19 protein-coding genes are annotated in these 22,771 nt (G+C 39.1%); 11 read left to right on the top strand and 8 right to left on the bottom strand.

Annotated features, from left to right (window positions below; all coding sequences use genetic code 11):
* Positions 1-60: 60 nt before the first annotated feature.
* From G322_RS0104625 to G322_RS0104610, 4 genes are read left to right on the top strand one after another with little or no spacing between them, the layout of a single operon-like run.
* A complete protein-coding gene (locus tag G322_RS0104625; protein ID WP_022940639.1) occupies positions 61-954 on the top strand; it encodes a metal ABC transporter substrate-binding protein in 894 nt (297 codons plus the stop codon).
* Complete coding sequence (locus G322_RS0104620) at positions 951-1,811, top strand: manganese/iron ABC transporter ATP-binding protein (RefSeq protein ID WP_022940638.1); 861 nt, start codon at positions 951-953, stop codon at positions 1,809-1,811. The genes G322_RS0104625 and G322_RS0104620 overlap by 4 nt, the downstream gene beginning before the upstream one ends.
* Positions 1,811-2,695, top strand: a complete 885-nt coding sequence (locus G322_RS0104615; protein WP_022940637.1) for a metal ABC transporter permease — start codon at positions 1,811-1,813, stop codon at positions 2,693-2,695. Before G322_RS0104620 ends, G322_RS0104615 begins: the two co-directional genes overlap by 1 nt.
* A complete protein-coding gene (locus G322_RS0104610; protein ID WP_022940636.1) occupies positions 2,679-3,533 on the top strand; it encodes a metal ABC transporter permease in 855 nt (284 codons plus the stop codon). The genes G322_RS0104615 and G322_RS0104610 overlap by 17 nt, the downstream gene beginning before the upstream one ends.
* Here G322_RS0104610 and G322_RS0104605 read toward each other — a convergent pair.
* The 3 genes from G322_RS0104605 to aspS all read right to left on the bottom strand — a co-directional run bounded on the left by G322_RS0104605 (position 3,505) and on the right by aspS (position 7,318).
* A complete protein-coding gene (locus tag G322_RS0104605) occupies positions 3,505-4,656 on the bottom strand; it encodes a cyclic di-GMP phosphodiesterase (RefSeq protein ID WP_022940635.1) in 1,152 nt (383 codons plus the stop codon). The genes G322_RS0104610 and G322_RS0104605 overlap by 29 nt on opposite strands.
* A gap of 138 nt (positions 4,657-4,794) precedes the next feature.
* The gene (locus G322_RS0104600; RefSeq protein WP_022940634.1) at positions 4,795-5,346 is read right to left on the bottom strand and encodes a hypothetical protein; all 552 of its coding nucleotides are present in this window, start codon (positions 5,344-5,346) and stop codon (positions 4,795-4,797) included.
* A 187-nt stretch (positions 5,347-5,533) separates the two neighbouring features.
* Positions 5,534-7,318: an aspartate--tRNA ligase gene (gene aspS, locus G322_RS0104590; protein WP_022940632.1), complete on the bottom strand. Its 1,785-nt coding sequence runs from the start codon at positions 7,316-7,318 to the stop codon at positions 5,534-5,536.
* 114 nt (positions 7,319-7,432) lie between these two features.
* Here aspS and cmoA point away from each other — a divergent pair, with 114 nt between their 5' ends.
* From cmoA to G322_RS0104575, 3 genes are all read left to right on the top strand, one after another.
* A complete protein-coding gene (cmoA, locus tag G322_RS0104585) occupies positions 7,433-8,167 on the top strand; it encodes a carboxy-S-adenosyl-L-methionine synthase CmoA (RefSeq protein ID WP_022940631.1) in 735 nt (244 codons plus the stop codon).
* A 1-nt stretch (position 8,168) separates the two neighbouring features.
* A complete protein-coding gene (gene cmoB, locus G322_RS0104580) occupies positions 8,169-9,155 on the top strand; it encodes a tRNA 5-methoxyuridine(34)/uridine 5-oxyacetic acid(34) synthase CmoB (protein ID WP_022940630.1) in 987 nt (328 codons plus the stop codon).
* Between the two features lie 155 nt (positions 9,156-9,310).
* Complete coding sequence (locus G322_RS0104575) at positions 9,311-10,606, top strand: NCS2 family permease (RefSeq protein ID WP_028866415.1); 1,296 nt, start codon at positions 9,311-9,313, stop codon at positions 10,604-10,606.
* Positions 10,607-10,697: 91 nt separating this feature from the next.
* On the opposite strand, the gene G322_RS0104570 is transcribed toward G322_RS0104575, so the two are convergent.
* Together G322_RS0104570 and G322_RS0104565 are read right to left on the bottom strand one after the other, a co-directional pair.
* On the bottom strand, positions 10,698-11,639 hold the full coding sequence (locus tag G322_RS0104570; RefSeq protein WP_022940628.1) for a D-2-hydroxyacid dehydrogenase: 942 nt from the start codon (positions 11,637-11,639) through the stop codon (positions 10,698-10,700).
* A 21-nt stretch (positions 11,640-11,660) separates the two neighbouring features.
* Positions 11,661-12,572, bottom strand: a complete 912-nt coding sequence (locus G322_RS0104565) for a LysR family transcriptional regulator (protein ID WP_022940627.1) — start codon at positions 12,570-12,572, stop codon at positions 11,661-11,663.
* Positions 12,573-12,668: 96 nt separating this feature from the next.
* Here G322_RS0104565 and G322_RS0104560 point away from each other — a divergent pair, with 96 nt between their 5' ends.
* The 4 genes from G322_RS0104560 (at position 12,669) to G322_RS0104545 (ending at position 18,044) form a co-directional block, all read left to right on the top strand.
* Positions 12,669-13,676, top strand: coding sequence for a zinc-binding alcohol dehydrogenase family protein (locus G322_RS0104560; protein WP_022940626.1), 1,008 nt, complete (start codon positions 12,669-12,671; stop codon positions 13,674-13,676).
* A 1-nt stretch (position 13,677) separates the two neighbouring features.
* Complete coding sequence (locus G322_RS0104555; protein ID WP_022940625.1) at positions 13,678-14,388, top strand: SDR family NAD(P)-dependent oxidoreductase; 711 nt, start codon at positions 13,678-13,680, stop codon at positions 14,386-14,388.
* A complete protein-coding gene (locus G322_RS0104550; protein WP_022940624.1) occupies positions 14,385-15,470 on the top strand; it encodes an alkene reductase in 1,086 nt (361 codons plus the stop codon). The genes G322_RS0104555 and G322_RS0104550 overlap by 4 nt, the downstream gene beginning before the upstream one ends.
* Before the next feature lie 309 nt (positions 15,471-15,779).
* A complete protein-coding gene (locus tag G322_RS0104545) occupies positions 15,780-18,044 on the top strand; it encodes a diguanylate cyclase domain-containing protein (protein ID WP_022940623.1) in 2,265 nt (754 codons plus the stop codon).
* 59 nt (positions 18,045-18,103) lie between these two features.
* Here the strand turns inward: G322_RS0104545 and G322_RS0104540 are convergent, their stop codons facing one another.
* From G322_RS0104540 to G322_RS19935, 3 genes are all read right to left on the bottom strand, one after another.
* Positions 18,104-19,723, bottom strand: coding sequence for an NAD(P)/FAD-dependent oxidoreductase (locus G322_RS0104540; protein WP_022940622.1), 1,620 nt, complete (start codon positions 19,721-19,723; stop codon positions 18,104-18,106).
* Positions 19,724-19,993: 270 nt separating this feature from the next.
* Positions 19,994-21,556, bottom strand: coding sequence for a Na+/H+ antiporter NhaC family protein (locus tag G322_RS0104535; RefSeq protein ID WP_022940621.1), 1,563 nt, complete (start codon positions 21,554-21,556; stop codon positions 19,994-19,996).
* A 768-nt stretch (positions 21,557-22,324) separates the two neighbouring features.
* Positions 22,325-22,771 (bottom strand): BspA family leucine-rich repeat surface protein (locus tag G322_RS19935; RefSeq protein ID WP_156873910.1); only part of this gene is annotated, 447 nt, incomplete at its 5' end.

The following is a 22,771-nucleotide window of genomic DNA, read 5'->3' as shown; positions in this document are numbered from 1 at the left end:
TTTGCACTTAAGGGTGTTCCTTGCTAGTATTTTGTCATTGAATACTAATAAGGACTTTTTATGTGCAGATCTCTGATTCTTATCTTTTTTGTGATCCTAAATTTTACCAGTACTTCGCTGCAAGCAAACACCCACAAACCTTTTAAAGTGATCACCACTTTTACTATCATCGCCGACATTGCCCGTAATATTGCAGGCGATGCTGCGGTGGTTGAATCAATCACTAAAGCAAATGCAGAGATCCATAACTATCAAGCAACCCCAGGTGACCTGCGTCGTGCGCAAGGTGCAGATTTAATCCTCTATAACGGTCTAAATTTAGAACTTTGGTTCGATAAATTTTTTAACCATCTCAGCGATGTGCCACGTATTGTGGTCAGTGAGGGTATTCAACCCATGGGTATAAGCCAAGGTCCTTATACGGGAAAACCCAATCCACATGCTTGGATGTCTGCACCGAATGCGCTTATCTACATTGATAATATTCGTCAAGCGTTAGTAAAATATGATCCTAAAAATAGTGCCATCTACAACCGTAATGCCAAATCATATGCACAACAAGTGTTAGATGCCGTGGCGCCTTTTAAACAAAAAATAGCCAATCTGGCAAAAAACAAACGCTGGTTAGTTACCAGCGAAGGCGCATTTAGCTACCTTGCCCGTGATTATGATCTGCAAGAGCTTTATCTCTGGCCTATCAATGCCGATGCGCAAGGCACACCACAGCAAGTGCGCAAAGTCATTGATACCATGCGACAACACCATATTAAGGCAATATTTAGTGAAAGCACTGTTTCTGCTAAACCCGCTCAACAAGTGGCACGCGAAACAGGCGCACATTACGCAGGGGTATTATATGTAGATTCATTAAGCAATGCACAAGGCCCCGTGCCAACCTACATTGACTTACTTACCACTACATTGAATCAAATCGTTATAGGGATAAGCCAATGAAAACGGGATTAATTGTTAATAACGTGAGTGTTACCTACCGAAATGGTTTTAATGCGCTCCAAAATGCCTCTTTTAAACTGCCTATCGGGTCGATCACCGCACTGGTTGGCATCAATGGTAGTGGTAAATCTACCCTGTTTAAATCCATTATGGGGTTTGTCACGCTTAGTCAGGGCAACGTTGAGATTTTAGGATACCCCGTTAAACAAGCATTAAAAAAAAATCTGGTTGCTTATGTGCCACAAAGTGAAGATATTGACTGGAACTTCCCCATTTTAGTAGAAGATGTGATCATGATGGGACGTTATGGACACATGAATTTTTTACGGCGCAGTAACAAAAAAGATCATCAAATGGTCGAGCTTGCCTTGCAACGCGTCAACATGCAAGATTACCGAAAAAGACAGATTGGTGAGCTTTCTGGTGGTCAGAAAAAACGTATCTTTTTAGCACGCGCACTGGCACAAGACAGTGAAGTGATTCTACTCGATGAACCTTTTACTGGGGTTGATGTGCAAACAGAAGATCAAATCATGGCACTGCTACGCGAATTACGTGATGAAGGCAAAGTGATATTAGTCTCAACCCATAACCTCGGTAGTGTGCCTGAGTTTTGTGATCGTACGGTATTAATTAATCGCACTATCTTAGCTGCAGGTGAAACAAAAACAGTGTTCACCCAAGATAACTTACAACAGGCATTTGGTGGGGTATTACGTCATTTCGTTCTCGCAGGAGATACCTTGCATGAAGATGATGATACACGTCAAGTTACCCTGCTTTCTGATCATGAGCGCCCCGTAGTGTTATACGGTAACGAAAAAGCAGAAACAATAACCCAAGCTGGGAGTCTGTAATGGTCGATTATCTACTACAACCTTTTCAATACAATTATATGGTTAATGCTATTTTTGTTAGCGCATTAGTGGGCGCGGTATGTGCCTTTTTATCGGTGTATTTAATGCTCAAAGGTTGGTCATTAATTGGTGACGCACTATCGCATGCCATTGTGCCCGGTGTTGCAGGCGCTTATATGCTCGGTTTACCTTTTGCACTGGGCGCTTTTTTCTCAGGTGGTCTGGCCGCCACCACTATGCTATTTTTAAATCAACGTTCAAAGCTAAAAGAGGATGCCATTATCGGGCTTATTTTTACTTCATTTTTTGGTTTAGGGCTGTTTATGGTGTCGCTTTCCCCTACGTCAGTCAATATTCAAACTATCGTGATGGGTAATATTCTTGCCATAACACCTAGCGACACCCTACAACTGATCATTATTTCTGTGATCACCATGACCATTTTAAGCTGCAAATGGAAAGATTTAATGGTGCTGTTTTTTGATGAACATCATGCAGTCAGCATTGGCTTAAATCCAACTTACCTAAAAATACTATTTTTTACGTTACTCAGTGCATCCACAGTGGCAGCGTTGCAAACTGTCGGAGCATTCTTAGTGATCGCATTAGTGGTTATCCCCGGCGCAAGCGCTTATCTACTCAGTGATAAATTTAGCCATGTGATTATTATTAGTATCTCTATTGGTACACTGAGCTGTTTTTTTGGTGCTTATCTCAGCTATTTTATTGATGGTGCCACAGGGGGCATTATTGTATTACTGCAAACGGTTATTTTTCTACTCAGTTTTATTTTTGCACCTAAACATGGCTTATTAGCCAGCCGTAAACAGAGTAAAAAAAGTGATAAAAGCAATGTAGGGGAATTACATGCTCGCACTATTTGAACTACTCAGCGAACCTTTTTATTTTGGTTTTATGCAACAAGCTTTTATTATTGTGCTGTTACTGGCAATACCAAGCGCGTTACTCTCCTGTTTTTTAGTATTAAAAGGTTGGTCATTAATGGGCGATGCAATTTCACATTCAGTATTACCGGGTATTGTTATCGCTTATCTACTTGCAATTCCTTACGCCATTGGCGCATTTGTAGCGGGGATAAGCTGTGCAATTGCAACGGGTTATATCAAAGAAAATAGTCGCTTGAAAGAAGACACAGTGATGGGTATTGTTTTTTCTAGCATGTTTGCATTGGGGTTAGTATTAATGACAAAAATAGAATCGGATGTACATCTGGATCAGATTTTATTTGGAGATTTACTCGGTTCAAGCGGGCAAGATATTATTGAAGTGGCTGGTATTAGTTTACTAGTTGTACTGTTTATGGTCTGCAAAGGTAAAGATCTGTTACTGTTTGTTTTTGATAAACAACATGCACAAGCGATTGGTTTACCCGTGCGTTTTTTACACTACGCCCTGCTGAGCATACTGTCATTAACCATTGTTTTCTCGTTAAAAGCAGTAGGCATGATATTAGTCATTGCACTGTTAATCGCACCGGGTAGCATCGCTTTTTTACTGTGTAATAGCTTCGCTAACATGCTAAAAGTTGCTGTACTCGTCTCCTGTAGTTGCTCATTTTTAGGGGTATATATCAGTTTTTATCTGGATAGCGCCCCCGCGCCAACCATTATTATGTTGATGAGTTTGCTGTTTATTATTACGTTTATACAAACAACGCAACGAGCAAAAAGCATTAACCTTGATGTGCCAGATACTCAATAATTTGACTCATCTCTAAATCAAAATCATCAGCACGCACACATTTTACAATTTGCTCTTTATCATTGATGGCTAAATCAATCTCTTTCCCGGACTCAAAGTCCTTTTCCGTCAAATGGTAAAAAGGTTTTACTTTAGGACGAATAGGATCTTGACGGTTATGGCTCTCGACAATCGCTAAACGATTAGAGTCTAACTGTACAATCGCGCCCACAGGATAAACACCCATACAGAGAATAAACTGATCCACCAGCTCAGTATCAAGATGATTGTTCTGCGCTAAACTACGCAAGATACTAAATGCTTTAACCTGTGGCATCCCTTTTTTATAACAACGGGTTGAAGTTAACGCATCAAAAATGTCACAGATAGCGATCATACGGCCATATAAAGAGATCCCTTTTGCTCTGATACCATGAGGGTAGCCCTTGCCACTTAACTGCTCATGGTGCAAAGTAGCAACTTCTAAACTTAATACATCAATGCCAGGTGTTTTTTTAATAATATCAATCGAGTGTGACGCATGGGTTTTCATCACCTCAAACTCTGCCTCAGTCAATTTACCCGGCTTATTTAAAATAGCATCGGGTACTTTAATTTTTCCCACATCATGCAAAAAAGCCCCTACCGCTAATTTTCTGATAATCTCTTTATCTATTTTAAGATGGAAAGAAAAAATGGTGATCAAGACAGAAACAGCCACCGAATGTTCTAATAGATATTCATCTTTATTACGCAGACTAAGCACACAGGTGAGTGCATCAGGATTTTTAAAGATGAGTTCAATCGATTCATTGGTAATACGATTAACAGGTGTTAAATCTAAAGGTGAGCCATTTTCAGCATCAAGAAACAGTTTTTTTTGAATATTTTTAGATTCATTAAATACTTTTTTAGCTTTCGCTATCTCTTCTTGGAAAAACTGTTTTGAAGTGCTACTTGGCTTCTTTTTTTGACGAGAAGGATCGACTAACACTCGCTCAATCCTTTTATTTTTTAGCGTTGCTAATGTTTTTTCATTTTTTATTAAACCACTATCAAGCAGTTGAAATTTTCCTTTCGGTGCAATAATTTCGACAAGATACATACCAACTTTTAGGTCGGCGATCTCTAATTCAATAAACATCTTTTACTCCGCTCATAACACTATTAAAATAAATATAGCGTTTTTTAAAATTTAAAGCTTGTCGCATGATAAAAAAACAAAAAAAATGGGCCATCGCTCTTAACGATCACCCATCAAATAAAAGATTTAACTTAGCTTTTATCTATTACTCTTTTTACGTACAACTATTGAGCCGAATAACGCCATCAATAAAAAAACAAACCCCGTCGGTGCAGGTACCGATGCAACGCTTATATTATCAAACTCGGTGACATGGCTAATCTTTCCAATATGGAATTTTTTGACAGTTAACAAGTCGATACCAGCTTGTGAAAAATCAATCACAGCGAACTTTTCATTGCCACTATTTTTAAATAAAAAATGTGAATCTACACCGCTTTTACCCGTACCAAATTTTAATAAATAATAAGCAGGATTATTAGTAAACTCAGTAAAGTACACATCACTCTGGCCATCCACTAAAGTCCAATCATTACCCGATGAATCATACTTATCATCAAGCACTATTGGATCAGCAAGTAGTTGTTTAGCCCAAGTTAACTCTGTCGCATCACCACTATTTTTTAACGTTGCACTACTAATAAACTCATCAACGCCACCTACTTCTGTTAATAACATCGCATTAACCAATGGAGAGAGCATTAATGATGCCGTTAGCAATGAACCTTTTAATATTTCTTTAATCTTCATTTTACTTTCCATAGATATTTAAGGGCGTATAATACTGTTTTTACAATGCATTTACTAGGTATTGCGTTGCTTTTTAAGCCCTTTAATAATGCCTTTGATAAGGCTATTTTTCTGTTTAAACAAAAAAGGGAGAGTAAGCTAAGTTACTATCCCTTTTTGTATAAAGAAGTTTTTACAAAAAAATAGATTAATCTTCTTTTTGTTGCTCTTTCTTTTCTTCTTTTACTACCACAATATTTAATTCAGCCAATGCTGCTGGATTTGCAAAGCCCGGTGCATTAGTAAGAGGACAAGCTGCAGAAGCGGTTTTCGGGAAGGCGATCACTTCACGAATTGAACTGGTACCTGTCATTAACATCACCAAGCGATCTAGGCCAAAGGCCAAACCTGCATGTGGTGGCGCGCCAAACTGTAGTGCTTCAAGTAAGAAACCAAACTTATCCTGCGCTTCTTCATCAGAAATATTAAGAATACGGAAAATAGTGGCTTGCATATCTTGTTTATGGATACGTACTGATCCTCCACCTAGTTCACAACCATTTAATACCATGTCGTAAGCATTTGAGATAGCGCCCACTGGGTTTGCTTCTAACGCTTCTGCGGTTAAGTTAATTGGCGCAGTAAATGGATGATGAAGCGGTGTTAATGCACCATCTTCTAACGGTTCAAACATTGGGAAATCAATCACCCAAAGTGGTTTCCATTCATCTTTAATCAGCCCTAAATCGGCAGCCACTTTCAGACGTAATGCACCCATTGCTTCAGAAACAATCTTTGCTTTATCAGCACCAAATAAAAGGATGTCACCATCTTTTGCATGAGTACGTTTAAGTAACTCAGCAACAATCTCTTCATTTAAAAACTTAGCAATCGGTGATTTTATCCCTTCAAGACCTTTAGCGACCTCGTTCACTTTCATCCATGCCAGCCCTTTCGCGCCATAGATGTTGACGTATTTACCGTATTCATCAATATTTTTACGAGAAAGTTTTGCACCACCCGGTACACAGATAACAGCAACGCGACTGTCGCTATCATTAGCAGGGCCAGAGAATACTTTAAATTCAACCTCTGTTAACAAGTCGGCAACATCAACCAACTCAAAATCGATACGCAAATCAGGTTTGTCACTACCAAACCGGCGCATCCCTTCTGCATAGGTCATTTTAGGGAAAGTGCCTAAATCAACGTTTAACATCTCTTGGAAAAGCTTCACGATCATCTCTTCGGTTTTTTCCATCACCTGATCAGCAGACATAAACGACGTTTCAATATCGATTTGGGTGAATTCAGGTTGACGGTCAGCACGTAAATCTTCATCTCGGAAACATTTTACAATTTGATAATATTTGTCAAATCCTGACATCATCAGTAGTTGCTTAAATAACTGTGGCGATTGTGGCAAGGCAAAAAACTGACCTTTATGGGTACGACTTGGCACTAAATAATCACGCGCACCTTCTGGTGTTGCTTTGGTTAGAATAGGTGTTTCAATGTCTAAAAATCCATTGTCATCCAAGAAACGACGCACAAAGCTACTTACTTTAGAGCGAAATACCATACGCTCAGCCATTTCAGGACGACGCAAATCTAAATAACGGTAACGTAAACGTTGTTCTTCAGAATTTTTTTGGTTGCTATCAAGTGGTAAAGGTTCTGAGCGGTTTAAAATTTCTAGCTCAAGGCCACGAATTTCAATGCCCCCCGTAGTCATTCCTTTATTAACTTGACCTTCAGGACGCGCACGTACTTGACCTTTTAGTTGTACGCAAAACTCATTGCGCACAGAGGCAGCAATCGCAGTGGCTTCAGGTGTATCACCATCAAAAAACACTTGTACAATACCTTCACGATCACGCAGATCTAAAAAAGTTACCCCCCCTAAATCACGCTGTTTGTTGATCCAACCTACCAATTTAATCTCTTGACCAATATTTTTTTCAGTCACTTCACCACAATACATTGTGCGCATCATCGATTCCTGTTGTTCGTTGTATAAATAATGGAACGCATTATAAAAGAAAAAAATGACCACCACACTTTATTTAAGTAAAATAGTTGCTCAAATTTATGTATGAGAAAAAAAATGGCACAAACAGATAATATCTACAATAAACCACTCGATCAGATTGCTGGTTTCTGCTTTGATGAACAGGTAGCGCAAGTGTTCCCTGATATGATAAAACGCTCTGTGCCAGGTTATGAAAAAATCATTAACACCATTGCCATGATCACCGAGCGAAAAGCGATCGAAAATAGCAATCTGTATGATCTTGGTTGCTCACTGGGCGCGGCCACACTTTCCATGCGCAGTGCGTTAAAAGATAAAAGAGGTTGTCAGATTATTGCCGTTGATAACTCACAAGCGATGGTAAAACGTTGCTCAGAAACCATTTATGCTTATCGTTCCGAAACACCCGTTACCGTTTTACAAGATGATATCTGCAATATCAACATCGAAAATGCTTCCGTGGTGGTACTTAACTTTACCCTGCAATTTCTTACCCCAGAAAAACGCCTGACGCTATTAACCAATATCTACAACGGCCTATTACCCGGCGGTGTACTGATACTTTCTGAAAAATTTATTTTTGAAGACAAGGTGAGCCATCAACTACTTATCGATCTGCATTTAGACTTTAAACGTAATAATGGCTATAGCGAACTGGAGATAAGCCAAAAACGTTCCTCCCTTGAAAATGTTTTAGTTGCCGATACTGTAAAGCAGCATTACACGCGTCTGCAACAAGCGGGATTTAAACACAATAATCTTTGGTATCAGTGTTTTAATTTTGGCTCCATTATTAGCATCAAGGATTAATATGATAAATTTCAGCAACTTCTACAGCATCATAGCGAAAAATCGTTTAAGCCACTGGTTACGTATTTTACCAACACAACTACATCAATGGGAAAATACCCATGCACACGGAAAACTCGCCAGTTGGAACCGTATCCTCAAGAAATTCCCTGATATTAAAACCGATTATATTGAGTTTAAAGACCGCGTTGAAATAGGTAAAGCAGGTGAACTTTCAGTGGGTGAAACTAAAAAACTGGAAAATCTATTACAAAAATTTCACCCTTGGCGTAAAGGCCCTTTTCAACTTCATGGCATCCATATCGACACCGAGTGGCGCAGTGATTGGAAATGGGACAGAGTATTACCCCATATCAGCCCACTTAAATATCGTTATGTGTTAGATGTCGGTTGTGGCAGTGGTTATCATATGTGGCGTATGCGCGGTGAGGGCGCTAAATTTGTAGTGGGCATTGACCCTAGTGAGCTGTTTTTATACCAGTTTGAAACGATACGTCATTTTGCCAATAAAGATCAAAATGTACATCTATTACCTTTGGGCATTCAAGAACTGCCTAAGCTTGAAGCATTTGATACGGTGTTTTCGATGGGCGTGTTATATCACCGTAAATCACCGATGGATCATATTACCCAATTGCAAGATCAATTAGTAGAAGGTGGCGAGTTAATCTTAGAAACATTGGTGATTGCAGGGGACAAAAATGATGTGTTAGTACCGCAAGACCGCTACGCTAAAATGCGCAACATTTGGTTTTTACCCAGTGCTGAAGCACTTAAGTTATGGGTTGAAAAGTGTGGTTTTGAAGAAGTGCGTATTGTCGACATTAACGACACGTTAACAGGTGAACAGCGTAGCACTGCGTGGATGACCAATGAATCGTTAGATGATTATTTAGATCCGAATGATCCTACTAAAACAGTGGAAGGTCACCCAGCACCAAAACGTGCACTGTTAATTGCTAAAAAAGTGATTAGACCGCTTAGTTGATAAAAAAAGCTTTTAATAAAACAGGAAAACTGCCTTGTGTAGTTTTTTAACTTCATGATTTAAAAATGAGTTTAATCACTAGGAAGCCTTACCTTAACACCTTATAATCCGCGCAAAATTCATACTCTCTACAACATAGGCTCAATCACATGGACATGCTTGAAAAAATATTTAAACTTAGCGAACATAAAACGTCACTTAAAACCGAGGTTATTGCAGGATTTACTACCTTCCTGACCATGGCTTATATCATTTTTGTAAACCCATCAATGTTATCAGCCACAGGAATGGATTCTGGCGCGGTATTTGTTGCCACCTGTTTAGCGGCTGCCATTGGCTGTTTCATTATGGGATTTTATGCAAACTACCCTGTCGCTCTTGCACCGGGTATGGGGCTAAATGCATTTTTTAGCTACGTCGTTGTCCTTGACATGGGTTATACATGGCAAATCGCATTAGGTGCGGTTTTTCTTTCAGGTATCTGTTTTACCCTACTGAGCCTATTTAAAATTCGTGAGTGGATCATCAACTCAATTCCACTACCAATGCGTAAAGGCATCGCAGCTGGTATTGGGCTTTTCTTAGCACTTATTGCACTTAAAAATGCGGGCATTGTGGTTGATAATCCTGCGACATTAGTTTCTCTTGGTGATTTAACAAAATTACCCGCGGCGCTTGCATCATTAGGCTTCTTCTTGGTGATTGCACTGGTACATTACCGTGTTAAGGGAGGCGTTATGATCGCAATTTTAGCGATAACCGTGCTTGGCATTATTTTTGGCGATATACACTACGCGGGTATTATTTCTATGCCACCGAGTATCGCACCAACATTCCTACAGATGGATATTGCAGGGGCATTTAACGTCGGCATGATCAGTGTTATTTTTGCCTTCCTATTTGTTGATCTGTTCGATACTTCAGGCACGTTAATTGCCGTTGCAGACAAAGCTAAATTACTTGATAAAGACGGCAACCTACCCCGTTTAAATCGTGCATTATTGGCTGATAGTGGTGCTTCAATTGCAGGCTCTATGTTAGGTACTTCCACAACAACCAGTTACATTGAAAGTGTGGCCGGTGTTGCTGAAGGTGGTCGTACTGGTTTAACCGCCGTGGTGGTTGGTATCTTATTTCTACTCGCACTATTTTTTGCACCACTTGCTGGCATGGTGCCCGCTTACGCAACAGCAGGTGCGCTATTATATGTTGCCGTATTGATGGTTGGTGGCTTAAAAGAGATTAACTGGGACGATATTACAGAAGCAGCCCCGGTGGTGATTATCGCTATTATGATGCCATTGACGTTCTCTATTGCGAACGGTATTGCCATTGGTTTTATCACTTATGCAGCCATTAAAGTGATGAGTGGTAAAGCCAAAGAGTTAAGCGCAAGCGTTTGGTTTTTAGCCGTTCTATTCCTGTTAAAATTAATCTTTTTCCCGGGTTAAGAACAGCTTTCAACCTTCAATAAAAAACAGAAAGCCCTGATTTATCCACAGATAGCAGGGCTTTTTACTTATAAAAACAGCTTTAAGCACTTTATTCAATAAGCAAGCTTGCTTTCCAGTTTTCAATATTCTGAACAATATTATCGATTAATGTCGCGCGGGCTTCACGACTTGCCCATGCAGTATGCGGTGTTAACACTAAACGCTGTTGCTGCTGCACAGAAAAATAGACGTGATCTTTCACCATTGGTTCAATCGCCAACACATCACTACCGTGATAAATATCTTGCTCATCCAATGCTTTTGCCATCGCATACTCATCAATAATACCACCACGTCCTAAATTAAGCATAATCGCGCCTGACTTTAACTGTTGCAATGCAACGGCATCAATCAGATTTTCGGTTTGTTTATTTAACGGCGCATGAATGGTGATGATGTCGCACTCCGTGAGCAATGTGCTTAAATCAACCTGTTGATAATCGGCTTGATTATTTTTACCCGAGGTAGAAAAATAACAAATGTCACAGCCAAACGCAGTCGCTAAACTGGCCACACGCTTGCCAATTCCCCCTAGACCGATTATTCCCCAACGTTTACCTTTTAACTCCGTGAATGGCCGACTAATATGAGTAAAATTAGGGCTTTCACACCATTTTTTCTCACGGGTATATTGATCATAATAACGTTGTTGATGTAATAGCTGAAATAACATCGAAAAGGTAGATTGTGCCACGCTCTCGGTGGAATAACCCGATACATTTTTTACCGTAATGCCCGCTTTCTTAGCGGCATTAAAATCAACATTATTGGTACCCGTGGCAGCAATACAAATAAGTTTTAACTGTGGGTTTTGTTTAATGATTGCCTCATCAATCACCACTTTATTGGTGATAATAACCTCATTATCAGCAATGTTTTTTAAACATTGAGTCGGTCTTGTCGTTTCATAAAAAGTGACGTTTCCTAGGGTTTTAAAAATAGATAAGTCACTATCTCCTAAGGTTAATGCATCTAATAATACTATATTCATTTTAATTCCTATCTGTTTCTACTAAACCATATTTTGTTGCTTAAATATTTTTTTTATAAAACTAATAAATACTTTTATTTTCTCTGGTACATTTGTTTGTGGTAAATAAAGTGCATGAATATCAGTCGTTGGCAGGTGATAATCAGCTAAAAGGGGGATAACATCTCCTTTTTTAACACTTTGTTGCGCTACATACTTTGGTAAGCGAGTTACCCCTTTCCCTTGCTCTGCCAACGTTAACAGGGGTTGATGAATGTCAAAACTAAGCGAAGATTTAATGGGAGCTATACTCAAGGCTTGATTATTTTTTTTAAAAACCCACTCTTTTTGAGAGAGTAGATTCGTATGTAAAAAACAACGATGATCGATAAGATCCTCAGGTTTCACAATACCAGCGTGGCTTTTAAAATATTCAGGTGACGCATAAATTCCCTCTTGCATCACACCTATTTTCTTAGCGATAACAAAATCAGGCAAGCTATCACTAATACGAATAGCGATATCGCACTCTTCTTTAACCAAGTTAATACGATGATTATTAAGCCTGCACTGTAACGCTATCTCTGGATATAACGCAGTAAATTGGTAGGTAATATCAGTAAACCATGCCAAGCCTAATGATATAGGTACGGATATGCGCAGAGTTCCACTCACTTTTTCATGTAGATCCGCACTAATATTTTGTACATTGTCGATCAATTGTTGCATCGCTAAACTACTGGATTGTAATTTTTTCCCCGCTTCAGTCAATGTTACCAAGCGAGTCGTACGGTAAAAAAGCTGACAACTCAATTGCCCTTCTAATGCTTTTATTTGCTGACTTAAATGACTTTTTGAAACCCCTAAACGAATCGCGGCTTGTCCAAAATTTAGCGTTTGTGAAACCCCATGAAAAAGTAAAAGTCGCTCTGCAAGTTGCTGTTGATTGTTCATATATGAAAACAGTCATTCCATTATTTGATGATTATTTTATTTCAATGGATGAAATATACTCTATTCAATCCAAATTAAACAGTCAGAGGCAATATTATGAAAACAATTGGTTATAATGGTGAACAAAGTGAATTTATTATTCAAACCCCACCCACCCCCCTCGCAACAGGTTTTGATCTATTAGTTAAAATAGAAGCAATTGCAATTAATCCAGCTGACTACAAAGTTAAAAACTCAATAAAAACAGCTCAAGATCAATTACGCATATTAGGTTGGGATGCATCTGGTATTGTTGAAGCCGCCGGTGAAAATGTTTCTCAGTTCTCTGTTGGCGACCACGTGTATTATGCAGGTGATATTACCCGCCCAGGATGCTATGCATCTCACCAACTCGTTGATGCACGTATTGTAGGAAAAGCACCTAAAACACTTAATTTCACACAATCAGCAGCGCTACCATTAACATCTATCACGGCATGGGAAGCCCTCTTTGAGCGTTTAAAAATCAATCCATCTAAAGACCAAGATAAAACATTATTAGTGATAGGTGGTGCAGGGGGAGTAGGATCAATTGCAATTCAATTAGCTAAAAAAGTAGCGGGTCTCACTGTTATTGCAACGGCATCTCGTCCTGATAGTCGGCTTTGGTGTATGAATTTAGGCGCCAATCATACCGTTGATCACAGCAAAGATATCATTGAAGAATTTGCTAAAAAATCACTACCCGCACCAGACTATATTTTATGCTTAAACAATACCACACAGTACTTCCCTACATTATGTAAGTTAATTGCACCTCAAGGGATGATTTGTAGCATTGTCGAAACACCAGAGCCACTAGACTTAATGCCTCTATTTTCTAAAAGTGCAGGCTTTGTATGGGAGTTCATGTTTACACGATCAATGCATCAAACAAAAGATATCGAAAAACAAGGGTTCCTATTAAATAAAATATCAGAATTGATAGATAAAGGTACGTTAAAAACAACGCTCCAACACAAAGGTGGGAAGATCTCAATTAAGAACATTAATCAATCCCTTATTGAAATAGAAAAAGGCCAACGTATTGGAAAAACAGTATTAACAACGTTCTCTGGAGAATGATATGTCATTAACAAACAAAAAAATAGTTATCATAGGCGCGTCATCAGGCATTGGCTTCGCGTTAGCAAAACAGTTATCTACGCAAGGAGCTGATGTCATTGCTGTTTCACGACATGCAGACTCTGCATTAGCTAAAAAAATTGGTAAAAAAACAGTCGCATATACATTAGATTTAAATAATAAAGATCAGGTAAATGGATTTATTAAACAGATTTTACATATTGATCATTTGGTGTTTACAGCAGCTCCACGTATTGCTTCTCAACAATTGGATGCTTTAGATTTTAAATTAGTAGCAGAATTATTTGAGGTAAAAGTATTTTCCCCATTGCGGCTCATTCAAGGCTTATTGCCTGTTCTATCTAAAAGTGGAAGCATCCTTTTTACCAGTGGCTTACTATCTCGAAAAGCAATAGCTGGCACGCTAGCAAAAGCGATGGGTAACGGGGCAATTGAATCACTCACTAAAACACTCGCCAAAGAGTTAGCTCCTATTCGTGTTAACACGGTAAGTCCGGGTATTACCGATACTGACGTTTATGGTAAAGAGGGGTCAAAAGCACGTGTTGAATTTATCGAAAAAACAAAAAGAAGCTCACTGTTAAATCATGTTGCTAATCCACAACACTTAGCTGATGGCTATCAGTATTTGTTAGAAAACAGCGCTGTCACGGGTACAGTTTTAGATATTGAAGGGGGGGCATTATTATGAGCCTATTTTCAACTTATCAACTCAATAATAAAAGCTTACGAAATCATATGGTGATGGCGCCAATGACCCGCTGTCGCACTAGCCAACCCGGTGATATAGCCAATGATCTCATGGCGACCTATTATGCACAGCGCGCCACTGCGGGGTTAATTATAACTGAAGCAACACAAATATCACCTCAAAGCCAAGGTTACTCATTTACACCGGGTATCTTCACTAAAAAACAGATAGAAGGATGGAAAAAAGTTACCTCTGCCATACACGATAAAGGTGGTGTTGTTTTTAATCAATTATGGCATGTTGGACGTGTATCACATCCTATTTTTCAACAAGGGAAAGCACCGGTTGGACCATCAGCACTTCCCCCAATCGAAACACAAATATGGGTCGCAGACGATGGTGGAACGATGCTTGATTGTCCAACACCTCGTGCACTGAGTGTTGAAGAAATAAAAGTTATTGTCGCTGACTTTGCTCAAGCAGCTAAAAATGCAGTCGAAGCAGGTTTTGATGGCGTTGAAATTCATGGTGGAAATGGTTACCTAATTGATCAGTTTTTACGTACAAATTCAAATATTCGCACCGATCAATATGGTGGAAATAAAGAAAATAGATTACGTTTCTTAATGGAAGTGATTAGTGCTTGTGTTGAAGCGATTGGTGCAGATAAAGTAGGCGTACGTTTAGCCCCTTATGTCACTTTTAAAGATATGAATTGCCCTGAAATTGTAGAAACAATTTTACTTGCGAGTAAAAAATTACAGGCCTTAAATATTGCATATCTACATTTAAGTGAAGCTGACTGGGATGATGCACCAGAGATCCCACTTTCTTTTAGAAAAGAATTACGTCAATATTTCACTAATACAGTGATTGTTGCAGGACGCTATGATCGCCAGAGAGCGGAGAAAATATTATTGGAAGGATTAGCAGATTTAGTCGCTTTTGGCCGTGACTTTATTGCCAACCCTGATCTACCAACACGTTTAAAAAAAGGACAAAAATTTTCAGAATTAGATGGAAATACACTTTTTGGTGGTAATGAAAAAGGTTACAGTGATTATCCAAATTACTTTGAATAATCTGTAATATAAAGAGATATTCGCTGTGGTGTTTATCTCTCTCTCTTCGAGGATATTAACCTCTCGTAAGGCCATCATACTACGCTTTGCTTTAGTGTCCGAGCCGACGACTAAAGCACTTTGATTGGTAACGCGTATATATGTGACTCATTTTAAAAAATAAGTCATCAAGATCATATCCATAAATTTTTAATACACAGAAAATGCTCAACCACACAGTAATTAATACTTTTTCATAACATGCCTTTTATTTTATTTACAAATTAACACCTTACGACTAACTTTAAAGGTTAGAATAAAAGGCTTTTTATGAAAAAAATCTCCCATTATATTACCCTAAAATTTATCAGTTTAGTGCTTATATCACTGATCTTAGTGATGACCAGCATCCAAATTGCAAGCATGCTAAAAATAAAGTCAGATGTATTAAAAATTCAAACACTTTGGGATGAGGTACAGGTTGAACAGTCTGAAAAATTGCGTTTAGAAAACGCCATTCGCACCTTTCTCGGTTTTGGAGGCATGATCCATAAACTAAAAAATGCAATTTTAAGCGACAATATTGACCCCTTAGATAGCATCAAATCAGATATTCATAGTGTAGAAACGATTATTCACCTCTACCTCTCATTTCAACTGAGCAATGCTGAGCGCTACGCATTAAACGATATCGCCACTGTGGTAAAAAAATATCAGCAAAAAGTCGATAAACTACCCTCTTTGTTTAAACAAAATGTACCACGACATAAACTCGATCAATTTATGCGCATCAACGATAAACCCGCACTGCGTGGCTTAGCAATTTTGGCACAGTATAATCGTCATGTTGTTAATCGTCGGGGATCTGATCACTCAATTCACGCCGATAAATTTTTTCTATTAACTGATTTAGTAGCACAACTTGGTTACGGGGGATTAATTCATCATATTAAAAATCTTGAACTACGTGCAGACAGCTATTACGCTATTGAATCTCAAAATAAAATTGATGAAATACGAGTAACACTGAAAAAATTTCACCATATGCCACTCACCTTAAAAGAGGAAAAAGCATTAAGTAGTTTAATGCATACCACTAACTTTTATCAAACTCTCTTAAACAACCTTAAACAGCCGATTGACAAACAAAATATAATAAGCCAAATCACCATGCAACGTAGTGACGATGATGCTTTAAAAGCATTACAAGTATTACATCAACACATTGAGGTAGAGCTAAAAGGAAAGATTTTTGAGGTAGGTGAAAAAATCCACTCAATTCAAAGTAGTATTAATACGCTGATTAAACTCATTATTTTTTTAAGTATCGGCACACTGCTATTTTTTACTTATATCATGTTTAAAAAAGTGATCATTCCACTGCAAAATGTCACCGCCTCAATGGTATTACTGGCAAGACAACGCCATAAAAAAGAGATTCATTTTACCGGTAAGCAAATATTTGAAATAAAACAGATGATCCGCTCAATTCGTATTTTCAAGAAAAATGAAGTTAAGCGCCGTCATACTGAAAAATCATTAACCAAGATGAATAACACCACACTACAACAGCTTAATGAAATTAAAGAGTTACAAAATAGAAGTGAGCAAAAAACCGAGCAAGCTTTATCACTGGCAAATCACCTTATTGAGTTACAAAAGAGTGCCGAGTTTGATCGTAATAACGCATTAGAAAATCAACGCCGTGTTAATACTATCCTAAATACCGTCAACGATGCCATTATTACCACTGATAATGAAGGCGTTATCACCAGCATCAATACCGCGACTGAAGTGATGCTCGGCTATCGGGAGCCTGAATTGTTAGGAAAAAACATTACCCTATTAATGCCCTCAGATATTGCTGAAAAACACCCGCAAATTATCAGAGAATGTAATGAAAAAGAAAACCACCAAGTACAAAAAAGTAGTCGCGAGCAGGTTATTAAACGTGCCGACGGTTCAACTTTTCCTGTTGAAATATTCTTAGGACAGTCAGAGTTTAATAATGAGGTAACCTTCACCGCTGTTATTCGTGATATTACCCAACGCAAAAAAGATGAAGAGGCGATTCAACATTTAGTGTTAACCGATCCACTCACCAACCTTGCCAACCGTCGTCACTTTAACCAAGAGCTTAAACGTTCAATGCAGGGTAAAAACCGTTTGAAATTGAGTGTCGGTTTATTGATGATCGACCTTGATAATTTTAAACCGATTAACGATACCTACGGCCATAATATTGGCGATAAAGTGCTACAACGCGTATCGAGTCGATTGCAAAACATCACCCGAAACGTGGATCTGATTGCACGCTTAGGGGGCGATGAATTTGCCATTATTCTAAACAGTGTCAACGATAAGTTTGATCCTGTGCCCCCTGCACAAAAAATCATCGATACACTTTCTAAACCGATGAATATTGATGGACAGATGATAAAAATAGGCACGACAGTGGGTATCTCAGTCTCACCGCAAGATGCGGTGAGTTTAGAAGATTTTATTAACCACGCAGACAAAGCACTCTATAAAGCGAAAAGCTTAGGGAAAGGCCAGTATTTTTCTTATCAAGATCTTGCAGATGATGAGAAATAGCAGGTAAAGTAAGAAGGCAGGAAAACGAAAAGTACTCCGACCTTCTAACTATTCGCTTGTTAAGCTTTCAACATATCTAATGCCACTGCTTCTGCAATTTTAATACCATCAATACCCGCTGATAAAATACCGCCTGCGTAACCCGCACCTTCACCACCAGGATATAATCCTTTGGTATTAATGCTTTGAAAATCTTTACCACGTTTAATTTGTACAGGCGAAGAGGTGCGTGTTTCCACTCCAGTAAGCATTGCATCTTGACTATCAAAACCACGAATTTTCTTCGCAAAGGCAGGAATTGCTTCACGAATAGCATCAATCGCATAATCTGGAAGCGCAGGTGCTAAATCAGTCATCTTCACATTAGGCTTGTAAGAGGGCTCAATCGCCTCAAAAGGTTTTCCCTTGCCTGCATTTAAGAAATCCCCTACCATCTGCGCAGGTGCATCATAATTACTGCCCCCCATCACATACGCATGACGCTCCAATTTACGTTGCAGCTCAATCCCTTGCAGTGGATCGTTATTAAAATCACTCGGGCTAATCCCCACCACGATTGCACTGTTTGCATTGCGCTCACTACGCGAATACTGGCTCATACCATTGGTGACAACAGCGTGTTCTTCTGACGTTGCTGCGACAACAATCCCACCCGGACACATACAGAAACTATAAACACTGCGACCATTTTTACAGTGATGCACGAGCTTATAATCGGCGGCACCTAATATCGGATGCCCAGCATTGATACCAAAACGACATTTGTCGATCATCGCCTGTTTATGCTCAATACGGAAACCGATTGAAAATGACTGCGCATCTAAATGCACCCCTTTATCATGCAACATCTGCACCGTATCACGCGCACTGTGACCAATTGCTAAAGTGATATGCTTTGAAAAAATAACTTCACCACCGTTTAAGGTAACACCTGTCACTTGGCGATTTTCGCCCTCACCTTCAATATTTATCTCTTCAACTCTGCTTTCAAAACGAATCTCACCGCCCAGCGCGATGATTTTACGGCGCATCTTCTCAACCATGGTCACTAATTTGTAAGTACCAATGTGCGGTTTACTCACATAGAGTATTTCAGCAGGTGCGCCAGCAGCCACAAACTCCTGTTTTACTTTAAGCCCTAAAAAACCCGGATCTTTCACTTGGCTATACAATTTACCGTCAGAAAAAGTGCCCGCACCGCCCTCTCCAAACTGCACATTTGATTCGGTATTTAATTCACTGGTTCGCCAAAATCGAAACGTATCTTTAGCACGCTCATGCACCGATTTACCACGCTCTAAAATAATCGGATTAAAACCCATTTGCGCTAAAATCAAACCTGTGAACAGACCACAAGGCCCCATGCCAATTACAATAGGACGTTCAGTTAAATTAGCCGGTGCTTTTACCACATATTTATAATCGGTATCAGGTGAGACACGCACGTTTTGGTCTTTTTCTAAACGCGCTAAAATAGCATTTTCATCAACATCTTTGAGAGTGATATCAAGCGTATAGATAAGGGTGATAACATTGCGTTTACGGGCATCATAACCACGTTTAAAGAGATGGATATCCACAACCTGTTGCGCTGACACAGAGAGTTTTTCTAATACAACCTGCTGTAATGCATCTTCACTGTGGTCGAGTGGTAATTTAACTTGGTTTAAACGGATCATACTTCACCTAACAATTGGCTTAAAAATTAAGCGCGTAGTTTACGTGATTTTTATCTAAATTGGTATAATACCAATTACAGTAAATAGCGGATCTATTTTGCTGGTTAAAACAACTCACTTCTGCGTTGGACGTTTCGTAAAGAGAATAACCATTTACGCCTTGAATTAAGCTATTTTTCCTGCGTAAAATTTAGATCACATACTTAATATAATTGATATAAGCAAAAAACCAGCAAAAGCTGGTTTTTATATTCAAAAGTGCGCATCAGCTTAGCGTTTAGAAAACTGTTTCATCACTAAAATCACAGCAACAAAAGCAACACTTGAAGCACCTAACGCAATGAGCACTGAGCCACTAAAACCAATCACCACAAAACCAACAATCGACACAAGTGCCATTGACAGTGCATAAGGTAATTGTGTTGCCACATGGTCAATATGTTTACAGCGCGCACCGGTTGATGAAAGGATGGTGGTATCTGAAATAGGTGAACAGTGATCACCAAATACAGAGCCAGCAAGTACTGCACTTAACATCGGTAGCATTAAGGCTAAATCTGTTGCGCCTGCCATGTCCCCTGCAATCGGCAACATAATACCAAATGTCCCCCATGAGGTCCCCGTTGAAAATGCCATTAAGCCCGATAAAATAAACAGAATAACAGGTAACCAATGCAGACCAATATTGCCTTGCACTAGACTTGAAAGATAAGCACCTGTTTTCATATCCCCAATAACAGAGCCGATAGACCAAGCAAAAAATAGAATAATGATGGCACCAAACATCGATTTAGCGCCAATCCAAAGTGCAAAACCAATCTCTTTTAAGGGGAGTTTTTGTTTAAAAGTGGTTGTTAACGCAAATAACAAACCAACCAAGGCACCGTAAACAAGCGAAGCACCTACATCAGTATTTTCAAATGCACCTAATACAGAAAAGGGTAGCTCACTCTTAGTCAGTGCTTGATTACCGGTATAAAGCATGAAAAATAGTGTGGCAGCGATCAGTGCTAAGATAGGGTAAATCAGGTCACTCACTTTACCTTGTTCACTCTCAGTGATGCCGAGTTCATCTTGTAAACAAGCGGCGTCTTTATCACCACCATGCAATGCGCCTTTCTCTTCTGCCTCAATTTCATGCTTCTTCATTAAACCAATATCGAGTTTAAAGTAGATAACGGCAAATACCATTAGCAGGGTAAAAATAGCATAAAAATTCATGGGAATAAGCGCGATATATGCGCCCAATGGTGAATACTCCGTCATACCATGACTAATTAAAATACCGCCAATAATGGTCATAATATACGCGCCCCAACTTGAAACAGGCATCAAGATACACATCGGTGCAGCGGTTGAATCTAAAATATAAGCAAGCTTGGCACGCGAAACATTAAATCTATCTGTCACAGGACGTGAGATAGAACCCACCGCGAGGCTATTAAAGTAATCATCAATAAAGATAAAAACACCTAAAAAGGCAGCTAAAAAGGCAGCACCACGTTTATCTTTAATATGATCCAATGCCCAGTTAGCAAAAGCACGTGTTCCACCTGAAAGGGTTAATAATGTAGTCATCATGCCAAGCAAAAGTAAGAAAGCAACAATGCTCATGTTCCACGTATTAATACCACCATCTTCGATGATCACACTTTTTACTGTTGTAGCAATATAGGCCACAGCTTCAATGGGGGCAAAATTTGAGAGTAATAGCGCGCCAAGTGCAATACCAACACCGAGTGACAATAAAACACGGCGAGTAATAATCGCCAGACTCAGTGCAATAAGAGGGGGCAAAATTGACAGCGGAGATGCTGCAAAATCGATTAACATTATTTTTTCCTTTATAAAATTTAAAAGCCCCCCACCGATTAAGGTGTAGAGGCTTATTTGATTCGTATCCTATCGGCTTCGCCAGTAATTTACCTTGAATGGTTCACTAATGCAATATGACTCAGCAAGTAAGGTTTGTAATATATTAAGGTGACTTTAGGGTTGACATGATAACGCTTATTTTTGACAAACAACTTATAAGATCACTCACAGCAGATAAGGTAAAAATTATGTAATGAGTTTACTGAACATGTGACCCAATATATGAGCGTCATCGTTAATGGCATAAAAGCACATAGACAGGCGCAAAATATCCCAACAAGATTTTAAAACTAAAAGCGCTTTATTATTTTTACAAAACCAAAGTATGAGCAACAATGAACTTTTTATGGTAGAGCGACTAATAAAGTGGTCATAATTTACGTAGAGAAAATAGTTAAGAGCAAGGCGCATGATTGAGTAACAAGCGAAACGGTCGCTTTTTGTACTGCGCATTGTTTGACGAAGTCAAATAGAGCGCAGCCTATTACGATTGAATACAACCAAGATATTAATTTTTTTAACAAAAAAAATGACCAAATACTTAGGCGGATAGGTATATACCCATGATACTTCGAGATACAAAGTCAGCCCTGCGTTACAACAAGCGGAAAGGGAATAACCATTACCTCGTGTTGTGCCTTGCTCTGATTATCTAGCTTGTGCCTGACAAAGCATCTTGAAGTAACATGGGTATAATGGTTAAATATTTGGATTAATATCCGCTGGCTAAGGGACAACACCCCCATCGCTAATATTCCAGAAATAAGTACCAGTCAAAATATCTCTGGCAACTTGTGCACTCGCTGAATACTGACTACTGCCTGCAGAAAATTTTACAAAATCAAATAAGGGTAGCTGTAGACTCCAAGCATTTAGCAACGCATCGTAATTCTCGGTAGACAAGGTAACACCAGCAAACATATCATCCATATTAGTTACCGCGCTTATATTCCAAGTGCCAATACTTTGATTGAAAGCCGTGGCGCCATAAAAGGCCCCTTCCATATTAGTTACTGAGCTGACATCCCAACGACCGATGTCTTGATTAAAAGTGCTGGCATCAGCAAAGGCCCCTTCTATTGTTGTCACTGCGCTAACATCCCAAGCGCTGATATCTGCATTAAACACACTAGCACCATAAAAAATATAGGACATGTTTGTTAGAGAGCGGAG

This window comes from Psychromonas hadalis ATCC BAA-638 (assembly GCF_000420245.1).
Classification (GTDB): Bacteria; Pseudomonadota; Gammaproteobacteria; order Enterobacterales; family Psychromonadaceae; genus Psychromonas; species Psychromonas hadalis.
This window is presented reverse-complemented; position numbering and strand designations above follow the sequence as displayed.

Excerpts from the sequence above, each read along its gene's own strand:
- G322_RS0104610 (WP_022940636.1), top strand. The coding sequence starts at position 2,679 with ATGCTCGCACTATTTGAACTACTCAGCGAACCTTTTTATTTTGGTTTT.
- aspS (WP_022940632.1), bottom strand. The coding sequence starts at position 7,318 with ATGCGCACAATGTATTGTGGTGAAGTGACTGAAAAAAATATTGGTCAA.
- G322_RS0104575 (WP_028866415.1), top strand. The coding sequence starts at position 9,311 with ATGCTTGAAAAAATATTTAAACTTAGCGAACATAAAACGTCACTTAAA.
- cmoB (WP_022940630.1), top strand. The coding sequence starts at position 8,169 with ATGATAAATTTCAGCAACTTCTACAGCATCATAGCGAAAAATCGTTTA.
- G322_RS0104615 (WP_022940637.1), top strand. The coding sequence starts at position 1,811 with ATGGTCGATTATCTACTACAACCTTTTCAATACAATTATATGGTTAAT.
- G322_RS0104565 (WP_022940627.1), bottom strand. The coding sequence starts at position 12,572 with ATGAACAATCAACAGCAACTTGCAGAGCGACTTTTACTTTTTCATGGG.
- G322_RS0104625 (WP_022940639.1), top strand. The coding sequence starts at position 61 with ATGTGCAGATCTCTGATTCTTATCTTTTTTGTGATCCTAAATTTTACC.
- cmoA (WP_022940631.1), top strand. The coding sequence starts at position 7,433 with ATGGCACAAACAGATAATATCTACAATAAACCACTCGATCAGATTGCT.
- G322_RS0104550 (WP_022940624.1), top strand. The coding sequence starts at position 14,385 with ATGAGCCTATTTTCAACTTATCAACTCAATAATAAAAGCTTACGAAAT.
- G322_RS0104545 (WP_022940623.1), top strand. The coding sequence starts at position 15,780 with ATGAAAAAAATCTCCCATTATATTACCCTAAAATTTATCAGTTTAGTG.
- G322_RS0104570 (WP_022940628.1), bottom strand. The coding sequence starts at position 11,639 with ATGAATATAGTATTATTAGATGCATTAACCTTAGGAGATAGTGACTTA.
- G322_RS0104560 (WP_022940626.1), top strand. The coding sequence starts at position 12,669 with ATGAAAACAATTGGTTATAATGGTGAACAAAGTGAATTTATTATTCAA.
- G322_RS0104620 (WP_022940638.1), top strand. The coding sequence starts at position 951 with ATGAAAACGGGATTAATTGTTAATAACGTGAGTGTTACCTACCGAAAT.
- G322_RS0104540 (WP_022940622.1), bottom strand. The coding sequence starts at position 19,723 with ATGATCCGTTTAAACCAAGTTAAATTACCACTCGACCACAGTGAAGAT.
- G322_RS0104600 (WP_022940634.1), bottom strand. The coding sequence starts at position 5,346 with ATGAAGATTAAAGAAATATTAAAAGGTTCATTGCTAACGGCATCATTA.
- G322_RS0104555 (WP_022940625.1), top strand. The coding sequence starts at position 13,678 with ATGTCATTAACAAACAAAAAAATAGTTATCATAGGCGCGTCATCAGGC.
- G322_RS0104535 (WP_022940621.1), bottom strand. The coding sequence starts at position 21,556 with ATGTTAATCGATTTTGCAGCATCTCCGCTGTCAATTTTGCCCCCTCTT.
- G322_RS0104605 (WP_022940635.1), bottom strand. The coding sequence starts at position 4,656 with ATGTTTATTGAATTAGAGATCGCCGACCTAAAAGTTGGTATGTATCTT.